Origin of the sequence: Ruminococcus sp. 1001713B170207_170306_F1, assembly GCF_015668065.1 — a bacterium.
GTDB classification, from domain to species: domain Bacteria; phylum Bacillota; class Clostridia; order Lachnospirales; family Lachnospiraceae; genus Blautia_A; species Blautia_A faecis.
Genome location: NZ_JADPEX010000005.1, coordinates 44,683 through 67,911, shown reverse-complemented (window position 1 = coordinate 67,911; position 23,229 = coordinate 44,683). Strand labels below are relative to the sequence as shown.

The window sequence follows — 23,229 nt, the reverse complement described above, 5'->3', positions numbered from 1 at the left end:
CTTAAAAATTTGTAAAAATTATACAGAACCATTATACTACATCATCGGATCCATTGACAATGCAGGATGGTTATGTTCTGTTAAAAATGCAACAAGAACTTCCGGATCTGTGGCAACGGTCTCATCACCGATCATATCAGTGAAGTTGTCAATGCCATAGAGTTCTTTTGCAGTCTTATTGAGTCGCTCCGCCACGGTCTCTTTTAATTCCTTTGGCATCCATACGATACGCTCAATTCCGCCCTCTGCCTTCATGAATTTCTTGGATGAAATAAAGTGTTTTCCATGTCCCATAAAGCCTGGTGTCTGAACACCGCCGCCGGTCATGGAAGCCATCTCGGAGAACGTCATTCCAAGAGGTGTCATGCCTGCATACTCACGGTTTGCGATAACCACACCATTAGAAAATGGCTCAATACCGCAAATACACTCGAAGCATCCACAGGAGGTCATAGGATCCTGCATGATGGAGTACAGAGTAACATGCTCCAGAGCACCCTGGGAATATTTCTTTACTGCTTCATCAACATCCTCGTAAGAGCCCAGATTTACATCGATCGGGCGCTCCTTGGTGATGATCTGACATGGGCCGTTTGGATCCAGTTCATTGGTTGCTTTTGCATCCAGCCATGAAACGGCTCCACAAAGTCCAAGTCTCTCCGGTGTTACTACGCAGACATGTGACGGAGAAAATGCCTGACACAGGATACAGCTGTAATAAACATCTACAGATTCATCAGTCAATGTCTCCAGACGTGCATCACGTTTGTCAAAAGTAGGGATTGCTACTTCATGACGCATTCTGGTACACTCATCCGGATCTGTATAGACAGTTACCTGACACTTATCTACAACAGCCTCGAACTCATTCTTTACCTGAGTGTAAAGAACTTCACCAAAGTGTTTTGCTCTGAAACCTGCTGCAAAAGCATCATTGCTGATACGGATACGGAACATATCCCTCTGTCCTGTGTGATATACACCTTCAATGCAGTTTATATAATTGTGGAATTTACGCTCGATAACCGGTTCAAAATCCGGCTGCATCTTCTTACCAGCTACTTCTACCACGTAGGCAAGGCTGTGCTTGCTTCCAGGTTCGAAGCTATCGACTTCCGGACCTACGACAGTAATCTTGTGATCCTCGACCTCGTTCATTTCCTTAGTCTGCACAAGCTCTACGCAGTCCACACGGGAACCGTCAAATTCCACACGCATATCTTTACGACGAATGATCTCACCTTCAAAGGCAGACGCAAATGCTACCGGAATATCCACCTTTGTGATCTTGATCTTGATTCCTCTTGCTTCAAGGGAAACCTTATTAAAGTCAGCAACGTTCGGACACGCGATCAGGGCTCCTGGTACTTCCACAATGTTCTCATCCTCATTGGAGATTACCGGGAAACCAAGCTTGATCGCACCAGCACCGGCTGCAAGAACTACATCATCAACAGGTTTGAAAGCATTTACAAATGCCGGAACCCTGTCTTTGGTGTATGTAAGAAGGCTTGCTGCATCGCCAGGTGTTACATTGCCGAAGATCAGTGCTGCACGAAGTGCAACAGATACAACGTGGATAACAGATGTTACGTCTTTTCCCAAAGGAACAATTCGTAAATTATAGCCCATCTTAAGACCAAGCTCCTGTGCCTGGTCAATGATACCGCCAACTAATGTTACCAGGATACCCTGTGCCTGATAGCTCTTGATCAGGTCAACACCTTCCTGTGCAGTCGGTGCGCTGCCAAGGATAACGGCTACACCAGGGATATCTCCTGTTACAAGCGGTACACCAAGCTCACGGATAATGGAATCTGCAAGATGGCCATAACAAGGCTCCTGATAGGGTTCTGCCCCATCAAGATACTTCAGTGCTTCAATAAATTCCGCACAGAGGGCTGTTGCTACACCTGACATAAGAGCATCATCCAGAGCATGCTCTCTTGTCATAAGAGATTTTACGACGCCAAGGGCTGCCTGCAGTTCTCCAAGTGTTTTGATCTTCACACCGGTTACTGCATAATAGCATGGAAGACAATATGCTGTGTGTGGAAATCCCACTGCCTTATCTGCACCATGCTGCTGTACAGCATCGTTTACGGCTTTTTCTGTTAGACCGTATACTGCATCATTACCGCTGAAAATTCTGTTAATTAACAATTTTCTGCATCTCCTTTTCTGTTAATCTTCTATCACAAACCATGTAAGGCTCCGCCTCTATCCATTGGTTTGCTGCTAAATAAATTATCAGATACAGATCATTTCATTCCGCAATCAAAATGATCTGCTTGTTCGCCCTCCGCAGCGAAACTATAAATCAGTATTCCTGCCGGAAATAGTGAATCCCGGAGCCTGTCTAAAGGAGACAGACTCCAGGGAAATTATCTCCATTTTGCAGCAGGAGCTGCTGGATAAATTACATCATCGGGTCAAGTCCAAGTGCCGGATGTCCCTTCTCTGTAAGGAATCCTACCAGAGTCTCAGGATCTGTAGCAACAGTCTCATCACCGATCATATCTGTAAAGTTATCGATTCCGTAAAGTTCTTTTGCAGTAGCATTTAATTTCTCTGCGATGAACTCTTTTAATTCTTTCGGCATCCATACGATACGCTCGATACCGCCCTCAGCCTTCATGAATTTCTTGGAAGCGATGAAGTGTTTACCATGTCCCATGAATCCAGGAGTCTGAACACCACCACCTGTCATGGAAGCCATCTCAGAGAAGGTCATTCCGAGAGGTGTCATACCTGCATACTCACGGTTAGCAATAACTACACCGTTGGAGAATGGCTCGATACCGCAGATACACTCGAAGCATCCGCAGGAAGTCATAGGATCCTGCATGATGGAGTACAGGGTAACGTGCTCCAGAGCACCCTGGGAGAACTTCTGAACCGCTTCATCAACGTCTTCATAAGAACCAAGCTCTTCATTGATCGGACGCTCTTTGGTGATCACCTGGCAAGGTCCGTTCGGATCAAGCTCGTTGGTAGCTTTTGCATCCAGCCATGAAACGGCACCGCAAAGTCCAAGTCTCTCTGGTGTAACAACACAAACGTGAGACGGGGAGAATGCCTGGCAGAGGATACAGCTGTAATATACATCAACAGACTCGTCAGTGAGGTTTGCAAGACGATCATCACGTTTCTCGAATGTCGGAATTGCAACTTCATGACGGATTCTGGTACACTCAGCAGGATCTGTGTAGATCACAACCTCACACTTGTCAACAACTGCGTCAAATTCGTTCTTAACCTGAGTATAAAGAACTTCACCGATATGTTTGATACGGAATCCTGCATCAAATGCTGCATGGCTGATACGGATACGCTGCATATCTCTCTGACCGGTGTGATATACACCCTCAATACAGTTGATGTAGTTGTGGAATTTACGCTCGATAACAGGCTCAAAGTCAGGCTGCATGTTCTTACCGGCAACCTTAACAACGTATGCAATGCTGTTCTTGCTTCCGTCTTCCATCTCGTCAACTTCCGGTCCTACAACTGTGATCTTGTGATCCTCGATCTCAGAAGCGTCACAGGTATGTACAAGCTCAGCACAGTCAACACGGGAACCATCGAACTCAACACGCATGTCTTTACGACGGATGATCTCGCCCTCGAATGCAGATGCGAATGCAACCGGGATATCGATGTTTGTGATCTTGATCTTGATGTCACGAGCCTCAAGGGAAGTAGCGTTGAATTTGCTTACGTCCTCCTGAACGATAAGGCTCTTCGGTACACGGAAGATGTTCTCTGTCTCGTTTGTGATTACCGGGAAGCCAAGTGCGATAGCGCCAGCTCCGCAAGCAACTACAACGTCATCCAGAGGTCCGAATGCGTTAACGAATGCCGGAACACGGTCCATTGTATATTTCATAAGTGTACCTGCATCTCCAGGTGTTACGTTACCGAAGATCAGAGCTGCACGAAGTGCAACAGATACAACGTGGATAACTGCTGTAACGTCTTTTCCAAGAGGAATAACACGTACGTTTGCTCCAGTGTTCATGCCAGCTTCCTTCACCTGGTCAATGATTCCGCCAACCAGTGTTACAAGAATACCCTGTGCCTGATAGCTCTTTACAAGTGCAACACCCTCTTCTACAGATGGAGCTGTTCCAAGGATAACGGCTACACCAGGGATATCGCCTGTTACAAGCGGTACACCAAGCTCACGGATCACAGCATCTGCAAGGTGGCCATAGCATGGCTCCTCATATGGTGTTGCTCCGTCGATATATTTCAGAACTTCGATGAACTCTGCGCAAAGTGCGGTAGCAATACCGGACATGAATGCGTCGTTCAGTCTTTTCTCTCTTGTCATAAGAGTTTTTACAACGCCAAGAGCCTCTTTTAACTCTTTTAAGGTTGTAACCTTGGTTCCTGTTACTGAATAGTAGCAAGGAAGGCTGTAAGCGGTATCAGGGAAGCTTACTGCTTTGTCTTCGCCATGCTGTGCGATGGCTGCATCAATAGCGCCCTCTGTTAATCCATAAACAGCGTCGTTTCCGCTGAATACTCTATCAAATAAAGTCACTGTAGTACCTCCTATTATTTACAGACTTGATTCGTTGTCTATCTTTTCTTTAATCTTTCTGATCTCAGATGTTACTGTCTCACTGAAATCATAGGGTGATTTACCCTGGCGGTCTGCGTCCATAACTTCTACATTGTAATGGATCATTCCAAGAAGATCTTCTGCCGGAATCTTGTTGCGGATAAATTCTTCATCCTCTTCGTTCCGTACTTTGTTGGCCACTACCTTAACCTGAGTAATGCCAAGATCCTTTGCAAGACGTTTTACGTTTTTGTAGGTCTGTACACTTCTTGCACCTGGTTCGATCACCACAATAAATTCGTCCATGCTCTCCGTGGTTCCCCGGCCCAGATGCTCCAGACCGGCTTCCATATCCATAATTACCACATCATCCCTGTGCACTACAAGGTTGCTGATGATTCTTTTTAACATGACATGTTCAGGACAGACACATCCGCCTCCGCCTGTTTCCACGGTTCCAAGGACAAGCAGTTTTACACCATTACAAACCTTTCCGTAGGTGTCCGGAATGTCGTCTACCTTCGGATTCAGTGTATAAAACTGATTCTGGCTGTTGGCTCCGGTACGCTCCTCTACCAGCTTACGCATCTTGGAAATGGGAACGATGGAATCTAAAGTCTCCTCATCAAATCCAAGAGCCAGTCCCAGGTTTGCGTCCGGGTCAACATCAGCTGCAAGGACCTTTTTCCCTTCATCTGCATATAGTCTGGCAAGTGTTGCCGCAAAAGTTGTCTTTCCTACTCCGCCTTTACCGGTTACTGCTATTTTCATAAGTTAATCGCGCCTTTCCTTCGATCAGATTCCGAGAGCGTCACGTTTTTCTTCGATTCTCGCAATCATAAGATCGCCTAATTTATCAATATCTTTCTCAACTGTATATGCTGCCTCTACCCAGTCACGTACCCCTTCTGTAAGGAGGCTTGCAACCTCTGTAGAACCGGAAACATATGGGTCTACACCAAGATATGTATCAAGACCAGTTGCTACTACATAGTTTCCAATGGAAACTGCCTTCTCAGACATCCACTCAGGAGCACATCCTACTACTGGAAGCTGGGAAATGTTCAGTCCGGAATCCTTGGCAAGCTCAGAAGCAAGGATCAGCATACGGCTGATATCAACACAGGATCCCATATGTAATACTGGCGGGATATCTGCAAGCTCGCAAACACGTTTCAGACCAGCACCGCAAAGGTCTTTTGCAGCTTTGTCCATAAGTCCTGCACGAGCAGCTGCCTGAGCGGAACATCCGGAAGCGATGATCACGATATCGTTTGCGATCAGTTTCTTCATAAGTTCGATGTGAGCTGTGTCAGGTCTGACCTTCGGGTTGTTACATCCAACCATAGCAACAGCACCACGGATAACACCAGATGTAATACACTCAAGAAGAGGTTTGGTGGTACCAGTCTCGTCTACCTGAGAGTTTGTTACGCCGTCAAGTGTCTTAACGATTGCTTCTACAGAGTAACCAACAGTAGCTTTATGTTTCAGATCCGGGATATGTACAAGCTCTGGTTTTCTGTTCTTGAAGTTCTCACATGCAAGTTTTACGATCTGTTTTGCTTTCTCTCCTGCTGTACCTGCATCAAATTCAATGAAATCGGAATCTGGCATCTGGCAGATTGGAGAAGTTGTGATGAATTTTGTATGGAAGCATTTGGAAAGAGGTCCAAGTGCCGGGAAAATACACTGAACGTCAACTACGATTGCCTCACAGGCACCTGTCAGTACAACGTTCTCCTGCTGTAAGAAGTTACCTGCCATCGGAATACCGCGACGCATTGCAACCTCATTAGATGTACAACATACACCGGAAACAGTGATTCCCTTAGCACCCATGGATTTCGCATAGTCGATCATCTCTTTGCTGTCTGCATACTCACAGATCATCTCAGAAAGACTCGGGTCATGTCCATGAACAACGATGTTTACATTCTCTGCATTCATAACACCAAGGTTAGCCTCGGTATCGATTGGCTTTGGAGTTCCGAAAAGGACATCAGAGAACTCAGTTCCGCACATGGAACCGCCCCATCCATCGGAAAGACCGTTACGAAGCGCCTGACGGATCAGAGCCTCCGGTTTACTTGTGTTACCCATATGAGTCATATGAAGTGCACAGGAAACCTCACGGTCAATTGCTCTTGGCTCAATTCCAGCTGCATGCCACAGATCCTGTGTATGCTGAGGTGCTCTCTTAAGCCATCTGGAATATCCTCTGATCTTTCCGTATTCTTCCTGAGCAAGATCAGACATTTCATGAGCCAGATCATAGATGTCTTTACCCTCTGTCTCAACGCCCCACTCTTTTGCAATACGGATCAGCTTCTCAGGATCTTTCACCTGATAGTCGCCGCCCTCTTTTGCATGTCCAAGTGTGATACAGATCTCACGTCCGTGATCAGAGTGTGTAGCTGCGCCGCCTGCTGTGAAACGAAGGAAGTTTCTTCCTACGATACCATGTACATCGCATCCGCAGATACCTCTCGGTGCCTTAGGTGTAATACGGCACGGACCCATTGAACAGATTCGGCAACATACGCCCTGCTCACCGAATTTACAGTGTGGAGTCTGATTCTTAACACGCATCTGCCAGGAATCAGCGCCTACCTTTGCACCAGTCTCAAGAAGACGGGCTGTGGCAGCTTCGAATTCTTCCACTGTAGTTAATTTGAATTCACTCATTATTGACCTCCTCTAAGTATGTGTTACTTTTGATAAATTTATTTATATTCCGTTTTCCGGAACCCATCCCCTCCCATGGGATAAATACCTGACAAAAATTCCGCAGCAGCGTTCTTGCCTGCTGCGAATTATAATGCCATTTCTATCCTCTTATCACATAAACATGTGGGGTAAGGGGGACTTCCCTTATAAAACAAGCTTATCTACGATCTCACGAAGAGCCATCTTTACCGGATTATCTTCCGGAAGCCCTGCAGTCGGTTTACCCTCGCAGTCATACTCGTAAACAGTCTCATCCTGCGGCACTACGCCAAGAAGATGAAGACCCTGCTTCTCAATCTCTTCTTTGATTCCGTCATTCAGCTTTCCGCCAGGAGCACGGTTAATGATAAGGCCTACTGTATCCGGGTGCATATCACATTCTTTAATAAGCTCTGCAATACGACCTACAGCCTGTACACCTCTTCTGGAACAGTCACTGACCAGAATCGCTGTCTGCATGGACGGAAGTACTCCCCTGCTGATGTGCTCCATACCAGCTTCGTTATCAACTACGATATAAGGATAATTATTCTGGTATTTGGCAAGCTGGGTCTGAAGAAGTCCATTTACAAAACAGTAGCAGCCTTTTCCCTGGGTTCTGCCCATAACCAGAAGATCAAAATCATCATCTTCTACCAGAGCATCCTCAAAACGTCTTTCAGCGTAATCCGCCTTGGACATTCCCGCCGGGATCGGATTCTCGCTTGCAAGCTCTGCGCGAGCAATTTCTTCCCTTACATCACCAAGTGTAGTCTCCACTTCTACTCCAAGAACTTCGTTCAGATTTGAGTTTGCGTCAGCATCTACTGCAAGGATCGGTCCTTTGCCTTTCTCGCAGAGATACTGGATCAGCATTCCGCATAATGTGGTTTTACCAACGCCGCCTTTACCTGCGACAGCAATTACATGTGCCATAATACTATCAATTGCCTCCTGAAAAATTTAAGTCAAAATCGATTAGATTAAAGTACAAAGTCCGGATCTGTCAATGATCTCGGATACATCTTTCCATTTATTCAAAGCATACAGATGGATGCCATCTACGCCGAGAGCGCGGTACTCGTCGATCTGTCTGATCGTGTACTCGATTCCCTCTTCTTTGAATCTCTTGATCTTATCATCATAGAACATATCAAACGGCTTGCCATCAGCATCTTTTGCTGCAAATGGATTCGGGAACAGCCAGTTTCTGGAGATGAGTCTGCAAAGCTCACGGTCCATTACACAACCGTTACGGGAAAGTGCCATATTAATTGTAGCGGACATGTCAAGAATTGGCATAACTCCTACGTCTACAGGCATTGTAACACCAGCCTCACGGATTGAATCCAGCCAGTATTTAAACTGCTCCATATCCCAGCAAAGCTGAGTCATGATATAATCGGCACCATTGTCCTGTTTCTGTCTCAGAACTGCAATATCAGCATCAAGGCTGCGGCATGCAATGTGTCCCTCCGGAGATCCTGCAACTGCGATTTCGAATTTGTCACCAAATTCGTCACGGACAAATTTAACAAGATCTGTAGCGTAGTTGAAATCACCGCAGGTTGTTGTTTCACCAAGCGGAATATCTCCACGAAGTGCAAGCATATGATCTACACCCTCTGCAAGGTACTGATCCAGCTGCTCTTTGATTCCCTCTTTTGTGTTCTTGATTACTGTGAAATGGGTAACCGGTGTTGTTCCGGCTTTCTTGATCATCTGGCATACTTCTCTGTTAGCACCAACGTTTCCGCCGCCTGCACCGTATGTACAGGAAATGTACGCAGGTTTGTATTTCATCAGATGATCGATCGTCCCAGGAAGGTTATCCATCCCCTTTTCTGTCTTCGGCGGAAATAGCTCGAAAGACAGAAGCATTCTTTCTCTCATTGCTTCTGACAATTTCATAATTACATACCTCCACGTATTAAGTAATTTTTATTCTAAAGGCATAATGCCTCAAGATCTGATAAGCATCACGGATTACTGAAGCAATCCGCTTTTGTTCTTCTGTATCAGCAGAAAACGTTACTGTACACTTTGTTTGCAAATGCACCTTATGAAACATTTCCACTGAACAGTAATCAGAAAATCCATGTCAGTCACATTTTACTTTAACGATACTGTTCGCAAGGTCTACCATAAGGATGGTTCCCTCTACCACTCTTTCATCACCCATAATATCGCGGAGAACAAGTTTGTTTCCATCTACATTAATACGGCTGACGTTCTTGAAGATTACAGAATCGTCATTTTCTTTATATACAGTTGCTAAACACATAATAATGCCTCCTTATTTCATTTCCTCTTTCACAAGAGTCAGGGCAAGGCCAAGGCGCATGTTGCCTTTCTGGAAATCGGATACGCTTTCCTTAATGGTCTTCGCAGCGGCATCCATTCCCATCTTGGCAAGATTATCCGCCATCTGGTCAAGTTCTGCTGCATGGTGCTCATTGTGCTGAAGCATATAGGTAAGAAGAGCTACTGTCTCATTCCTGCAGTCCCCTCCCTGGCAGCCGCCGCAGTCTGTACTGCAGTTCTGTCCCTCATTATGTGTATGGTCATGACCTTCTGTTCCGTCATGGGTATGCGCATGTGTATGGCTCACTCCGTCTGCATGGGTATGCTGGTGGGTATGCTCATGACCATGCTGGATCAGATTGCCGTTTTCATCTTTGATCAAATGCATAGTAACTACTCCTTTCCGCCTTGAATGCGGCAGACAAATCATAACATTGTTTCTCTTCCAGGCACGAAAAAAACTCACGCCGGCAACGTGAGAAAACATGTAAGAATGGATATAAAGATATTCTATTCCCTTTTAATATAATGAGATTCCGCATACCTCATACCTTCATGCATAACACATTTTCTTTCTTCTACCTAAAAAATCGCAGAGTTATGACATAAATTTATCAAATTTTTCTTTTATTATACAACCTTTCTCATTATTACGCAAGGAGATAATTATAAAATTTCACCAAATTTCAACGCTTTACCACACAAATATATGTTTTAATTTCTGTACAATTTTACCAGTTATTTCTAAAGTTTGTCTAAAGATTAACGAATGCGTATTTAAGCAAAAAACAGGTGAATGTTTTGTAATTATATGCTATAATGAATGAAATTTATTGGTTGCTGATTACTTCATGAGCAGCAGCATTTATTGTTTAATGAGGAGGAATTAGCTTTGAGAGAAACCGTATTCCTGAATACCGACAGAGAAATGCCCCTTTTAGGGCTTGGTGTATATAAAACAGCAGATAACGAAGCAGAGACAGCCATTACAGCTGCAGTGAACGCGGGCTACCGTCTTATTGACACTGCTTCCGCTTACAAAAACGAAGAAAGTGTAGGCAAGGCAATTGCCAAATGTGGTGTCCCACGCAAAGAACTTTTTATCACCAGCAAGATCTGGAACAATGCGCAGCGCCTTGGAGATGTAGATGGTGCTTTTTACAGAAGCATGGAGCGGTTGAAGCTGGATTATCTGGATCTTTATCTGATTCACTGGCCGGTGCCTGGCTGCTATACCGGAACCTGGCTGGAGATGGCCAAACTTCTTGAAACCGGCCGTGTACTTTCCATCGGCGTCAGCAATTTCCAGATTCATCATCTGGAAGAGCTTAAGAAAATTTCCGGTATTGTACCTGCTGTCAACCAGATCGAATGTCATCCGCTTTGCTATCCGAAAGAACTGATTGAATATTGCCAGTCGGAAGGAATTCAGGTTCAGGCTTATGCACCGCTTGCCAGAGGTGCTTACCTTGACAATGATGTAATGTGTGTTCTCGGAACCAAGTATGCACATACTCCTGCTCAGGTCGGTCTTCGCTGGGCAATCCAAAAGGGTATTTCTGTAATTCCGAAATCCGTCAATCCAGACCGCATTGCTTCCAACGCCAATATTTTTGATTTCAACATTGAGGATGAAGATATGGCGATCATGGATACTTTAAATGAAGATCTCCATACATCCCATGTGCCGGATGATCTGAAGGATGTTATTTTTTAATCTTTTCACTCTTTGTAAATTATTAACTGCCAGAACATTGAGCATACTCTTTCGTTTTTTTGCTCACTGCTCTGGCAGTTTTTTGCGGTTCTATTCTTTCAGTTATATTTTCTGTATTTTATATTTTGCAACAGCTTATTTGCTGAATATAGCATTCACAGTTCCCAGGAAATTTCTCCCTGTTTCTCTCTCTGCATCAGGTCTTTCACAGCTTCAGATGCAGGCTTGTTTTCAAACAGAAGCTTATTTACTTCCATAATGATCGGCATTTCCACATTATATTTCTCAGCCAGCGCTTTGGCTGCCTTTGCGGAATAAACGCCCTCCACAACCATCTGCACTTCATCCATAGCCTGCTTCATGGTGTAACCCTGTCCCATCAGATAGCCGGCGCGTCTGTTTCGGCTGTGCACACTGGCACAGGTAACAATCAGATCACCAATTCCGGAAAGGCCGGCAAAAGTCTCCAATTTAGCGCCCATCTTGACACCAAGCCGCGCCATCTCTGCTATTCCTCTTGTGATCAAAGCAGCCTTTGTATTATCTCCATACCCTAAGCCATCAGCAGTCCCTGCTGCCAGGGCGATTACATTCTTAAGGGCACCGCCAAGCTCTACCCCCAGCATATCCGGTGTCGTATACACCCGGAAAACAGGGCTCATAAAAAGGCCCTGGAGATATTCAGCGGTCTCTTTTTTGCGGGCACTGACTACACACGTAGTAGGGAGTCCGCGGCTTACTTCTTCCGCATGGCTTGGTCCTGAAAGCACACAAACATCTGCCTGAGGAATCTCTTCTTTAATAATATCACACACAGGCATAAGCGTATTTTCTTCTACACCTTTCGCCACATTTACAATAATCTGTCCCCGTCGAATCAATGGGGAAAGTCGTTTGCTGATAGCACGCATATAAGCAGATGGTGAGGCAAATACAACTATATCTGGTGAATCCAAAGCTGTCTTTTCATCACCGGTTATCACAATTCCATCCGGAATTTTAATTCCGGGAAGCTTTTTCGGATCCTCCCGGGTCTGATTCAGACTGGCTGCCTTTTCCGGATGTGCAGACCACAACATAACCTGATGACCATTGTTGTGAAGCAGTATTGCAAGTGCTGTTCCCCAGCTTCCGGTTCCCATTACGCTGATTTTTGCCATTTTATCACCTCATCTTATTTGGCTGCAGTTTTCGCTGCACCAAGCTTATTCTCAGTTCCATTTAAAAGGCGGTAAATATTCGCCCTGTGTCTGTAAATTGCAAGTGCTGTCATAAGTCCCATGATCACATCCATCTCAAATGTATGAGGGAAATCCATGCCATAACTTCCCGCAGCGCCAAACCCAATGAAACAAATCAGCGCACCTACATATGCTGCCATTGACCCCAATGACACATAGCGGGTAATAGCTACCAGCCCAATAAAGATCACCGCGCAGATCAGAAATACTCTCCAGTCCATTGCCAGCAGCATTCCCGCAGAAGCTGCAATTCCCTTGCCGCCCCTGAATCCAAGATAAAACGGAAAATTATGTCCAAGCACGCAGCCTGCTGCCGTGTACATGCCAAGCAATGGAAGAATTTCCTGATACCGATTCTTAAATACTGCATCCACGATCAGAATGGCAATCACACATTTAAGCATATCGCCAATAAGAGTCATTGCCCCCGCTTTTTTTCCAAGAGTACGAAGGGCATTGGTAGTTCCTGCATTGCCGCTTCCATATTGACGGATATCCATGTGATGGATTTTTCCGATAATGTATGACGTCTGAAACATTCCAAACAAATATCCAATAGCCAGACAAATAATACGTTCCATCTTTATTCCTTCTCTCCGCGCTCTCTTACAATAAATTTCAGCGGTGTGCCCCCAAAGTCAAAGGCATCCCGGATTTTATTTTCCAGATATCTGGTGTAGGAAAAATGCATAAGTTCTTTGTCATTGACAAAGATTACGAATGTAGGCGGTTTTACCGCAACCTGTGTCATGTAGAAAATTTTCAGACGGCGGCCCCTGTCAGACGGCGGCTGCTGCATGGCAACTGCTTCTGCAAGGATCTCATTAAGCACACCAGTCTGGATACGCATAGTTTGATTCTCAATTACCGCATCCAGTGTCTCAAACATTCTGGAAATCCGAAGTCCTGTTCGGGCAGAAATAAACACGATTTCTGCATAAGGCATAAAGGAAAGGACCTCCCGAATACGGTTAGTATGTTTGTAAATGGTCTTGTCATTTTTCTCAATAGCATCCCATTTATTCACTGCAATGATCACGCCCTTGCCTTTCTCATGGGCAATTCCGGCAATTTTTGCATCCTGCTCTGTAACGCCTTCTGATGCATCGATCATTACAACTACAACATCTGCACGTTCTACAGCTGTTACAGTACGGATCACACTGAAGCGCTCAATTTCTTCTTTTACTTTTGCTTTCCGGCGAAGTCCGGCTGTATCGATAAAAATATAATCTTTTTCGTTCCAGGTAACCTTCGTATCAACTGCATCACGAGTGGTTCCGGCAACATCCGAAACGATTACACGGTCTTCCCCCAGCAGCTTATTGATCAGAGAGGACTTACCAACATTAGGTTTACCTACAATAGCAATCTTCGGAATATCAGAATCCTCATCCTCTCCCGTATCCTCCGGGAAATGTTTTACGACCTCATCAAGCATATCTCCAAGTCCCTGACGGTTAGCTGCAGAAATGGCAAATGGCTCGCCGATTCCCAGATTATAAAATTCATAAACATCCATCATATATTTCTGAATGCTGTCCACTTTATTCACTGCAAGTACCACTGGTTTGCCGCTGCGGCGAAGCATATCTGCAACTTTCGCATCAGAATCCACAAGTCCCTGATGTACATCTGTAATAAAGATAATGACATCTGCAGTATCAATAGCGATCTGAGCCTGCTCCCTCATCTGAGAAAGAATCACATCGCCACTATCCGGTTCAATACCACCTGTGTCAATAATAGTAAAATCATTATCCAGCCATGATACATCTGCATAAATTCTGTCTCTGGTTACACCTGGCGTATCTTTAACAATGGAAATCTTATCCCCTGCCAGTACATTAAACAATGTGGATTTTCCTACATTAGGCCTGCCCACAATTGCTACTACCGGTTTGCTCATACATTTGTCTCCTTTTCTGTTTCTTATGTTCAATCGGATCAAGGACTGCAGACACAAGGTCTGAACCACCTTCATCCACAATTACAATTTCTACGTTCAGTTTCCTGGAAAGCTCTTCCACAGAGATATCATCCAGAAAAATATCTTCTTCATTTTTCAGCATGTTGCAGGGAAGCAAAAGCTTCTCTCCAAGATCTCTGCCGCTTAATTGTCTGATCAGATCCTGTCCCGTGATCAAACCAGACACCGTAATCGTTTCTCCGAAAAATTCGTTTCTTATGGAGATCACATCCACGTCTACATTTGGAAATTTCTCATGGATCATCTCCATATATTTCTTAATAAATGGTGCCGCCAAAGCTCCTGTAGCACTGACAGCCTTTATCCTTCGGTCATCTCCTGCCCTGCCTGCAACAGCTTCTTTCACTTCTTCGCCAAGGAGCCGAAGCATTCCCACACCGTTTTCCAGCTGAAGATAGCCATCATAGGACTCTTCCATGGGCAGATCCTTCCCTGCCAGAATGTACCATTCATCTGAAGCATGGATAAAATGAATGCCATACTGGTCCATCATTTTCTTCTGCCAGGAATGAATAATCTCCAGAACTTCTAATGCATCTTCCTTCTGAAACTGTTCCATCGGATACAACCCCTCACGAAACTTAGTCAGACCAACCGGAACTACTGAAACGCTCTGAAGTACTGGTGCATAGGCAGACATCTTACGAATACTGTCATCCAGTTCCTTACCGTCATTAACTCCTTTGCACAAAACAATCTGCCCATTCATAGTGATTCCTGCATCATACAGTTTCTGAAGCTTCTTCAATGCATCCCCGGCGAAGCGGTTATGGAGCATTTTACATCTCAGTTCCGGATTCATGGTCTGGATGGAAATATTAATGGGCTCCAGATGGTACCGGATGATCCGGTCTATATCATGATCACTCATATTGGTCAGGGTCACATAATTTCCCTGTATGAAGGACAATCTGGAATCATCATCTTTAAAATAAAGAGTATCTCTCATTCCAGGCGGCATCTGGTCAATAAAACAGAAAATGCAGTGATTGGAACAGGAACGATAATCATCCATCAGATCCTTCTCAAAGGTAATCCCAAGGTCTTCTTCATATTCCTTCTCCACCTCCAGCTCCCAGATCTCTCCGTTTGCCTTTTCCACTTCCAGAACAACGAATTCTTCATTCATCAGATATCGGTAGTCAAATATATCTTCCACAGGCTGACCGTTTACAGTGAGCAGTATATCTCCCGGTACAAGCTCCAGTTCCTGTGCGATACTTCCATCCTGCACAATTGCAATCACGTGTTTATTTTGTTTCTTCACATTTATCTCCATTATAATTCAAATGCGATCTGTCGCGTCAGCTCTGTTCCAGAATCTGTTTGAAAAATCATTTTTCAAATACATTTTTAGATTCAGAGACCCGAATACAACATCACAGATCGTCCATCTCTGGCTCAGCATAATAAAGCCATTATTTTTAATATAACAAGTTTTCCCGAAAAACACAACAAAAACTTTCATTTCCTGCTCACGTCCGGGTAATTTTTCAAGTAAAAATCAATAAATTCCTTGACGACATTTAGGGCAAATGTTATAAATATAAAGAAGAGATCTGCAAAGGTAAAGGACATGTGTCCCCATTTTTTTGCAGATAATCGAATCGATAATTAGCATACTACTTAGGAGGAATATCATGCCGAACATAGAATTGCTTGAGAAATCTATGCCTGTCGCACCTATTCGTATCGCTGCGCTGGAGGGCTGCCGCGAACTTGCAGAGGAGGTAGACAGAAACCTGGTAAAATTCCGTAAGGAACTTGTAGAAAAGAAGGGCCTTGACAATGTTCCACAGGGATACAGCGAAGACTCTTTTATCGTGGAGTGCGAATGTCCGCGTTTCGGTACCGGTGAAGGTAAGGGAATCATTAAGGAATCTGTCCGAGGAACCGACCTTTACATTATGGTAGACGTTACCAACTACAGTTCCACATACACTGTCTGCGGTCACGAGAACCACATGTCTCCGGATAACCATTTTCAGGATCTGAAGAGAATTATTTCCGCAGCTACAGGTAAGGCACATCGTATCAATGTAATCATGCCATTCCTTTATGAAGGCCGTCAGCACAGACGTAAGAAGAGAGAATCTCTTGACTGCGCACTGGCACTTCGTGAATTAAGTGATATGGGCGTATCCAATATCATCACGTTTGATGCTCATGACCCGCGTGTGCAGAACTCCATTCCGTTAAATGGTTTTGACAACTTTTTCCCAACCTATCAGTTCCTGAAAGCTCTGATAAAGAACGTTGACAATTTCCAGGTTGACAATGATCATCTCATGATCATCAGTCCGGATGAGGGTGCTATGTCCAGAGCCGTATATTTTTCCAATATTCTGGGCGTTGATATGGGCATGTTCTATAAGAGACGTGATTATTCCACAGTGGTAAATGGCAAGAACCCCATCGTAGCTCATGAGTTCCTTGGCGACTCTGTAGAAGGTAAAGACGTTGTTATCATCGACGACATGATTTCTTCTGGAGAAAGTATGCTTGACGTTGCCAAACAGATCAAAGAACGTCACGCCAACCGTGTATTCATCTGCACTACTTACGGTCTGTTTACAGAAGGTATGGATAAATTTGACGCTTACTATGAGAAAGGCTGGATTGACAAGGTTATCACAACCAACCTGAACTACCGTATTCCGGAGCTTCTTACCAGACCTTACTATGTGGAAGCAAATATGAGCAAATATCTTGCAAGTATTATGGATATCATCAACCACGATGTTTCTGTTGAGAAGGTTCGTTCCAGCAATGAAAAGATCATGGATCTGATGAAGCGTGTAAATCAGTAATAGACAATAAACAAACAAAGCCCTGTTCCACATTATCTCGTTTGTGGTACAGGGCTTCTTTATATTTACTTATTTACATGGGCAGTAAAACGCATCTGCACTTGTCTGTAACATTATTTTTCCCGACGAATGCCCAGAAAAGCTGCCAGATTTCCTCTCCTTCCATGGGATGCCCTGTGGGAAAAGAGGAATTCCGGATTACAGCAGGTGCAAATTCCAGGCATGGAAATATGCTCTTCTTTTATTCCTGCCTTCAGAAAAATAATGTGGTTTGCTTCCCAAAGATCCAGCTGGTACTTACCATTCTTCTTTTTATAAAAAAGCTTTTCCCAGTATTTCTCTTCAAAAGCTTTCTGAAATTCCAGAATCACATCTTCGCTTACTTCATAGCAGTCCTGACAGATGGAGGGACCAATTGCCGTAAAAATCTCCTCCGGATCTGAGCCAAACTGCTCTGCCATTTTCTCTATAGTCACCTTACCGATTTTCCCAACTGTCCCACGCCATCCGGAATGAGACAAGCCTATGGCTTTGTGAACCGGATCTACGAAATACAGCGGCACACAATCTGCATAAAAGGTGCATAAAACAACACCTGGAACATTGGTGATCATTCCATCCACATCTTTATATGTTCTTGGACGCGTTACACCTTTCCCCCTGTCTCCTGCCCCCACCATCTGCACGTTTGTAGTGTGTGTCTGATCAGATGTGACAATATCTTCCAAGGAAAAGCCCACCGCTGCACTAAGTCTGCGATAATTGTCTTTTACCGCGTTTTCCTCATCACCTCTTGTAAAGCTAAGATTCATAGATGAGAAAATCCCCTGGCTTACACCGCCAAGTCTTGTACTGAAACAATGCACAATATCCGGGAACTGTTCAAAAGAGGGATAAGTAAGATAGGTGACTCCATTATTTTCTTTTACTTGTATATGAAGCTCATTTTCGTTATGCCATTTAATCTTCATCTGATTCTCCTCTTCTTCTGATCTCGCAGTTCTTCTCGAACCTGTTAAGAATTCATTCTCTAGAGCGTGTTTGAAAAAGGCTTTCTGCAAGATGTGCGTCACAATTTGTGGGAGATTTTGTCCGGATAAGGGCGCCGCAGCGAGCTACGTCAACAGAATTCTGGCATAGTATACCGCAAAGTGGGGCATACAGATTGCAGGAATATTTTTTCAAACAGGCTCTGGCTCACTGACAGAAATCAAAGGCATTTTTTATCCAACAAATCTTATCGCCGTTGATTCCCACCACATCAAACCTGCATCTCACATCCATGCTTCTGTAATGATTCTTCAAATATTCCACTGCCACCTTGGAAATCACCAGCTGCTTTCTGCCGTTCACTGCTGCCAGCGGACTTCCTGAGCGTTCCGAACTTCTGTACTTAACCTCCACAAAAATCAACCATCCATCAGCAGTCATTCCGATCAGGTCGATTTCCCCCAGCCAGTTCCTGTAATTTCGCTCCAGAATCATCACGCCCTGGGAAACCAGATAATCTGCAGCGATTTCTTCATAAAAAGCGCCTACTTTTCGCTTGTTTTTCTGCATAAAAACTCCCATATATACTTCTGTGTAGGTATCTTTTGTATTCATAACCGCAAAACATATTCATATCCGGACCATCAGCCTTTTCAAAATTTCACATTATCCTATAAAATTCTTTATAAAAGTTGCCCTGTGAATCGGACTTGGACCATATTTTTTCAAGGCTTCAATATGTGCTGCAGCTCCATACCCCTTATTTGAGGCAAAGCCATATTCCGGCATCACTTTATCGTACTCTACCATCATCCGATCTCTTGTGACCTTAGCTACAATGCTGGCAGCTGCAATGGAAATACTCTTGGCATCCCCTTTTATGATCGGCACCTGAGGTATGGTCACGTCGGGAATGGTTACTGCGTCATTGAGAAGAATCTGCGGCACCGGCTCCAGCTTGCTGACAGCCTCACGCATTGCCTCATAGGTAGCCTGAAGAATATTGATCTCATCAATTCTCCGGGGACTTGCCATTCCGATTCCAACAGCTACCGCATTCTCCATGATCACATCATACAATTCATCCCTTTTTTTAGCGCTCAACTGTTTGGAATCATTCAGATACAGGATTTTGCAGTCTCTTGGCAAAATAACAGCCCCCGCTACAACAGGACCTGCCAGCGGGCCTCTTCCAACTTCATCAATTCCGCACACATAGCCCAAATCTTCGTATTTGCGCTCAAATTCCTTCATCTTTTCTGTGCGCAGAAGTTCCTTCTGGTAAGCCTCTTCTTTCTTATGAAGCTGCTCCAGAAGCTTCCTGACTCCACTTCTTGTATCCTCTTTGTATTTTTCAAAAAGAGTGGCATATTCTCCCGGTTCAGCAGCCTGGATTTCACACTTTATTTCTCCGATTTTCTGCATATTATTTACCTTCTTCCGGCACCCACTCCAAAGTAATTTTTCCAATCTTTCCAGAGCGGAAGTCATCGAACAGAATCAGAGAGGCCTTGGCATAGTCCAGCTCCTCCCCCTTCTTCAGACATCCTCTGGAACGCGCGATTGCTTCTAATATCTGCACAGCTGTGCCTTCCTCCTGGATCTGATAGCGTTTCTCCAATGCACCAGAATATTTTTCCCGAAGGAAATCAATAAGTGTAAGGGAAAGCTCCTCCATATTCAGTATATCGTCCTTGATAGAACCAATATAGGCAAGGCGCATTCCCACTGCCTCATCTTCAAACTTGGGCCAGAGAATCCCCGGAGTATCCAGAAGCTCCACATTCTTATTCAGGCGGATCCACTGTTTGCCCTTGGTTACACCTGGCTTGTTTCCCGTCTTGGCGCATGCTCTTCCAGCAAAAGTATTGATAAAAGTAGACTTACCAACGTTAGGAATTCCTACTACCATAGCACGGATCGGGCGGTTTTTGATTCCTCTTCTTCTGTCCCTCTCCGTTTTCTCCTTGCAGGCTTCCTGAATAGCCGCCTGAATTGCTTTCATACCAGAGCCGCTACGGGAATCTACTTTTACCACATAGAACCCATTCCCCTGAAAATAAGCTTTCCATGCTTCATTCTGGCGTTCATCTCCAAGGTCTGATTTATTCAAAAGAATCAGCCTTGCTTTATTTTTCCCAAGCTCGTCAATATCCGGATTCCGGCTTGCAAGGGGAACTCTGGAGTCCACAAGCTCAATGATCAAGTCGATCAGCTTAATGTCCTCCTGCATCTGTCTTTTCGCTTTGGTCATATGACCAGGATACCATTGTACGTTCATATTTACCTCATTCTTACAGCTGTTCAGCAGATACCGTTCCACAAAGCGTGTAACCGCGAACGTGCTGAACAATCACATATTTTTTATAAAAGTCTCACAGTTTAATTATTCAACGGCCCTATGTCTTTCTTCGGGGATATCTGGAACCAGAGCTTACCAGTTATATATTTCTTATTCACTCGTCCGATATCGCCATAACGGCTGTCTTCGCTGTTATTACGGTTATCGCCCAGGACAAAGTACTCTCCCGCTTCCAGTGTAATGGCATTGGCTGCCATTCCCGGATTGTTGATCGTGGGAAAATCTTTGCCTTCTTTATATGTCTCTCCATTGATCAAAATTCTTCCATTCACGATCTGAATCGTCTCACCTGGAAGTCCGATCACACGGCGGATATGAAGAGCCGCATCATCACTTGCATTTGTGCGGAATACAATAATATCGCCACGTTTCGGCGAGGATGCTTTATAAGCAAGCTTGTTTACAAAATACCGGCTTCCAACTGCCAGAGTAGGCTCCATGGAGCTCTCCTGCATCGTCACAGACTGAAACAGCATCATAGAAGTCAGCACTGCAAAGATCAGTGTAACTGTGATCTCGAATACCCAGATCAAAACTTTTTTCAGTTTACTGTCTTCTAATTTCTCTATGGCACCAGAAAAAGATTTTTTCTCCAGTTTTGCAATTTCCGGCATGTTGAACAACTGCTCTTTTTCTCTTTTATTTCTTCTGTCGCTCATATCTACTCCATTCGTGTCATAATTGCATGTCCTGCGTCTGGTTCCAAAACACTTTTTTCATCTCAGGCCAGATACTTTATTATCTTATCACATATCCCGAAAAAGAAAAAGAAAAAATAATCAAAAAAATGCTGCCCAGACAGTCAGCACGGCCATCTGCGCAGCAAAAGTCACTGTTCGTATTCACTTCGTTCACGAAAGCACTTCGCGGAACATCACCAGTGAACAGCAACCAGCAATTTTCGATTGAAATTATTTAACAAGCTCTTTAACCTTAGCAGCTTTACCTACACGGTCTCTTAAGTAGTTCAGTTTCGCACGGCGAACTTTACCACGACGGATAACTTCTACTTCTTTTACGTGTGGGGAATGAAGCGGCCATGTTTTCTCAACGCCAACGCCGTTGGAAGCTTTTCTTACTGTGAAAGTAGCTCTGGTGCTTCCGCCCTGTTTCTTTAATACAGTTCCCTCAAAGATCTGGATACGCTCACGGTTACCCTCTTTGATCAGTGCGTGTACTCTTACGGTATCACCTACGTTAAACTGCGGTACGTCTTTTTTCAGCTGTTCTGCTTCGATGTTTTTAATAATTTCGTTCATTTTATTCTCTCCTTATTCTCTGGATGTTCTTAATACCCATCACGGTAACAGCGGACCATCTTTTTTCACAACATAAGTGATTATACTATAATTATTTTCTGTTTGCAACCATTATTTTTATAAAAAGCCCATAAAACAAGTCACAAATTTTTTTCAAAGACAACCTTCCAAAACCATTACCAACAGATAACCTCGCAGCCATCCTCTGTTACCAGTACGGTTACTTCCCACTGGGCAGAAGGCATACCGTCCTCAGTGCGTACTGTCCAGTCATCTTCCTCATCTGTATATACTTCATCGCTTCCCATATTTACCATAGGCTCAATGGTAAACATCATTCCCGGCTCCATGATCACGCCGCTGTTCTCTTCGGAAGTATAGCTTACCCAGGGATCCTCATGGAATTCCAGGCCAACGCCATGTCCGCCGATTTCTTTTACAATTGTGTAGCCATTTTCAAGTGCATGCATATGAACAGCGTGACCCATATTTCCAATAGGTTCCCATGGTTTTACCTTGGAAATACCGATTTCCACACATTCTTTGGTTACGCGGACCAGTTTTTCTTTCTCAGGACTTACATTTCCAATACAGAACATACGGGATGAGTCAGAAAAATAGCCATTGTAAATTGTAGAAACGTCTACATTTACTATATCACCGTCCTTCAGGATCTCATCCTCAGATGGAATTCCATGGCATACCACCTCATTCACAGAAGTACACACGCTTTTTGGAAACCCTTCATAATTCAACGGTGCCGGGATTCCTCCATGACGCACAGTTTCCTCATGTACCCAATGATTGATTTCTTCTGTTGATACACCAGCTTTAATATGCTCTGCCACATAATCAAGTACTGCAACATTGATTCGACAGCTCTCTTTAATCTTCTCAATCTGCTCTGGAGTCTTGATCAGTTTATGATCCAGAACCGGATATCCTTTCTGACGCAGGATTTCTACTTTCGCATCAAAAGCCTCATGGCATTTTTTATATTTCTTTCCACTGCCGCACCAGCATGGATCATTACGTCCGATTTTTGTTGACATTTCACTCTCTCCTTTTATCTGTGGCTGCTGCGAATGCTACAGCAGTACTTTTTCTTTTGTAAAACATGATATAAACTCACTCTGTTTCTCATTTTATACTTGAAACAGATAAATTGCAACTAATTTTCTATAGAAGACTCTACCTCCTGCAATTCATGTGTTACTGTTCACTCCGTGACCAGTAACGCGCTTCGCGATGCACAGAAATCATGCATTCGCATGATT

General features: G+C 44.2%; 22 protein-coding genes. 2 read left to right on the top strand and 20 right to left on the bottom strand.

Annotated features, from left to right (window positions below):
• Positions 1 to 36 precede the first annotated feature (36 nt).
• The 8 genes from acsB (I4V84_RS04980) to I4V84_RS04945 form a co-directional block, all read right to left on the bottom strand.
• On the bottom strand, positions 37 to 2,163 hold the full coding sequence (acsB, locus tag I4V84_RS04980; protein WP_118578439.1) for an acetyl-CoA decarbonylase/synthase complex subunit alpha/beta: 2,127 nt from the start codon (positions 2,161 to 2,163) through the stop codon (positions 37 to 39).
• Positions 2,164 to 2,419: 256 nt separating this feature from the next.
• Positions 2,420 to 4,549: an acetyl-CoA decarbonylase/synthase complex subunit alpha/beta gene (gene acsB / locus I4V84_RS04975; RefSeq protein ID WP_118578440.1), complete on the bottom strand. Its 2,130-nt coding sequence runs from the start codon at positions 4,547 to 4,549 to the stop codon at positions 2,420 to 2,422.
• A gap of 18 nt (positions 4,550 to 4,567) precedes the next feature.
• Entirely contained in the window at positions 4,568 to 5,341 is a 774-nt protein-coding gene (locus tag I4V84_RS04970; RefSeq protein ID WP_118578441.1) for a carbon monoxide dehydrogenase accessory protein CooC, read from the bottom strand.
• 24 nt (positions 5,342 to 5,365) lie between these two features.
• Entirely contained in the window at positions 5,366 to 7,258 is a 1,893-nt protein-coding gene (cooS, locus tag I4V84_RS04965) for an anaerobic carbon-monoxide dehydrogenase catalytic subunit (RefSeq protein ID WP_148462601.1), read from the bottom strand.
• 186 nt (positions 7,259 to 7,444) lie between these two features.
• Entirely contained in the window at positions 7,445 to 8,215 is a 771-nt protein-coding gene (locus I4V84_RS04960; RefSeq protein ID WP_118578442.1) for an AAA family ATPase, read from the bottom strand.
• Positions 8,216 to 8,257: 42 nt separating this feature from the next.
• Positions 8,258 to 9,190 carry a methylenetetrahydrofolate reductase gene (locus tag I4V84_RS04955; protein ID WP_118578443.1) on the bottom strand — a complete coding sequence of 311 codons (933 nt, stop codon included), beginning with the start codon at positions 9,188 to 9,190 and terminating at the stop codon, positions 8,258 to 8,260.
• Positions 9,191 to 9,380: 190 nt separating this feature from the next.
• The gene (locus tag I4V84_RS04950) at positions 9,381 to 9,563 is read right to left on the bottom strand and encodes a CooT family nickel-binding protein (protein WP_118578444.1); all 183 of its coding nucleotides are present in this window, start codon (positions 9,561 to 9,563) and stop codon (positions 9,381 to 9,383) included.
• Positions 9,564 to 9,575: 12 nt separating this feature from the next.
• The gene (locus I4V84_RS04945; RefSeq protein WP_148462603.1) at positions 9,576 to 9,971 is read right to left on the bottom strand and encodes a cobalt transporter; all 396 of its coding nucleotides are present in this window, start codon (positions 9,969 to 9,971) and stop codon (positions 9,576 to 9,578) included.
• Between the two features lie 504 nt (positions 9,972 to 10,475).
• Here I4V84_RS04945 and I4V84_RS04940 point away from each other — a divergent pair.
• Positions 10,476 to 11,300: an aldo/keto reductase gene (locus I4V84_RS04940; RefSeq protein WP_118578446.1), complete on the top strand. Its 825-nt coding sequence runs from the start codon at positions 10,476 to 10,478 to the stop codon at positions 11,298 to 11,300.
• Between the two features lie 155 nt (positions 11,301 to 11,455).
• Here the strand turns inward: I4V84_RS04940 and I4V84_RS04935 are convergent, their stop codons facing one another.
• Genes I4V84_RS04935 through I4V84_RS04920 form a run of 4 tightly spaced genes read right to left on the bottom strand, consistent with a single transcriptional unit; the run spans position 11,456 to position 15,810 of the window.
• Positions 11,456 to 12,460, bottom strand: coding sequence for an NAD(P)H-dependent glycerol-3-phosphate dehydrogenase (locus tag I4V84_RS04935; protein WP_148462604.1), 1,005 nt, complete (start codon positions 12,458 to 12,460; stop codon positions 11,456 to 11,458).
• A gap of 14 nt (positions 12,461 to 12,474) precedes the next feature.
• Entirely contained in the window at positions 12,475 to 13,122 is a 648-nt protein-coding gene (plsY, locus tag I4V84_RS04930) for a glycerol-3-phosphate 1-O-acyltransferase PlsY (protein WP_118578447.1), read from the bottom strand.
• A gap of 2 nt (positions 13,123 to 13,124) precedes the next feature.
• Positions 13,125 to 14,450, bottom strand: coding sequence for a ribosome biogenesis GTPase Der (gene der, locus I4V84_RS04925; protein ID WP_195991355.1), 1,326 nt, complete (start codon positions 14,448 to 14,450; stop codon positions 13,125 to 13,127).
• Positions 14,413 to 15,810 carry a DUF512 domain-containing protein gene (locus I4V84_RS04920; protein WP_118578449.1) on the bottom strand — a complete coding sequence of 466 codons (1,398 nt, stop codon included), beginning with the start codon at positions 15,808 to 15,810 and terminating at the stop codon, positions 14,413 to 14,415. The genes der and I4V84_RS04920 overlap by 38 nt, the downstream gene beginning before the upstream one ends.
• A gap of 361 nt (positions 15,811 to 16,171) precedes the next feature.
• Here I4V84_RS04920 and I4V84_RS04915 point away from each other — a divergent pair, with 361 nt between their 5' ends.
• A complete protein-coding gene (locus tag I4V84_RS04915) occupies positions 16,172 to 17,341 on the top strand; it encodes a ribose-phosphate pyrophosphokinase (protein ID WP_148462606.1) in 1,170 nt (389 codons plus the stop codon).
• 113 nt (positions 17,342 to 17,454) lie between these two features.
• Here the strand turns inward: I4V84_RS04915 and pgeF are convergent, their stop codons facing one another.
• The 8 genes from pgeF to I4V84_RS04880 all read right to left on the bottom strand — a co-directional run bounded on the left by pgeF (position 17,455) and on the right by I4V84_RS04880 (position 23,004).
• Entirely contained in the window at positions 17,455 to 18,312 is an 858-nt protein-coding gene (gene pgeF / locus I4V84_RS04910; RefSeq protein WP_195991354.1) for a peptidoglycan editing factor PgeF, read from the bottom strand.
• 52 nt (positions 18,313 to 18,364) lie between these two features.
• Complete coding sequence (locus I4V84_RS20315; protein ID WP_306467810.1) at positions 18,365 to 18,526, bottom strand: DUF6783 domain-containing protein; 162 nt, start codon at positions 18,524 to 18,526, stop codon at positions 18,365 to 18,367.
• A gap of 12 nt (positions 18,527 to 18,538) precedes the next feature.
• On the bottom strand, positions 18,539 to 18,946 hold the full coding sequence (locus I4V84_RS04905; RefSeq protein WP_243284028.1) for a YraN family protein: 408 nt from the start codon (positions 18,944 to 18,946) through the stop codon (positions 18,539 to 18,541).
• A gap of 51 nt (positions 18,947 to 18,997) precedes the next feature.
• Positions 18,998 to 19,756, bottom strand: a complete 759-nt coding sequence (locus tag I4V84_RS04900; protein ID WP_173715523.1) for a ribonuclease HII — start codon at positions 19,754 to 19,756, stop codon at positions 18,998 to 19,000.
• Position 19,757: 1 nt separating this feature from the next.
• The gene (ylqF, locus tag I4V84_RS04895; RefSeq protein WP_173715522.1) at positions 19,758 to 20,612 is read right to left on the bottom strand and encodes a ribosome biogenesis GTPase YlqF; all 855 of its coding nucleotides are present in this window, start codon (positions 20,610 to 20,612) and stop codon (positions 19,758 to 19,760) included.
• 101 nt (positions 20,613 to 20,713) lie between these two features.
• Entirely contained in the window at positions 20,714 to 21,352 is a 639-nt protein-coding gene (gene lepB / locus I4V84_RS04890; RefSeq protein WP_330382733.1) for a signal peptidase I, read from the bottom strand.
• Between the two features lie 252 nt (positions 21,353 to 21,604).
• The gene (rplS, locus tag I4V84_RS04885) at positions 21,605 to 21,952 is read right to left on the bottom strand and encodes a 50S ribosomal protein L19 (RefSeq protein WP_118578454.1); all 348 of its coding nucleotides are present in this window, start codon (positions 21,950 to 21,952) and stop codon (positions 21,605 to 21,607) included.
• 176 nt (positions 21,953 to 22,128) lie between these two features.
• Positions 22,129 to 23,004 carry a methionyl aminopeptidase gene (locus I4V84_RS04880; protein ID WP_173769094.1) on the bottom strand — a complete coding sequence of 292 codons (876 nt, stop codon included), beginning with the start codon at positions 23,002 to 23,004 and terminating at the stop codon, positions 22,129 to 22,131.
• Between the last annotated feature and the right edge of the window lie 225 nt (positions 23,005 to 23,229).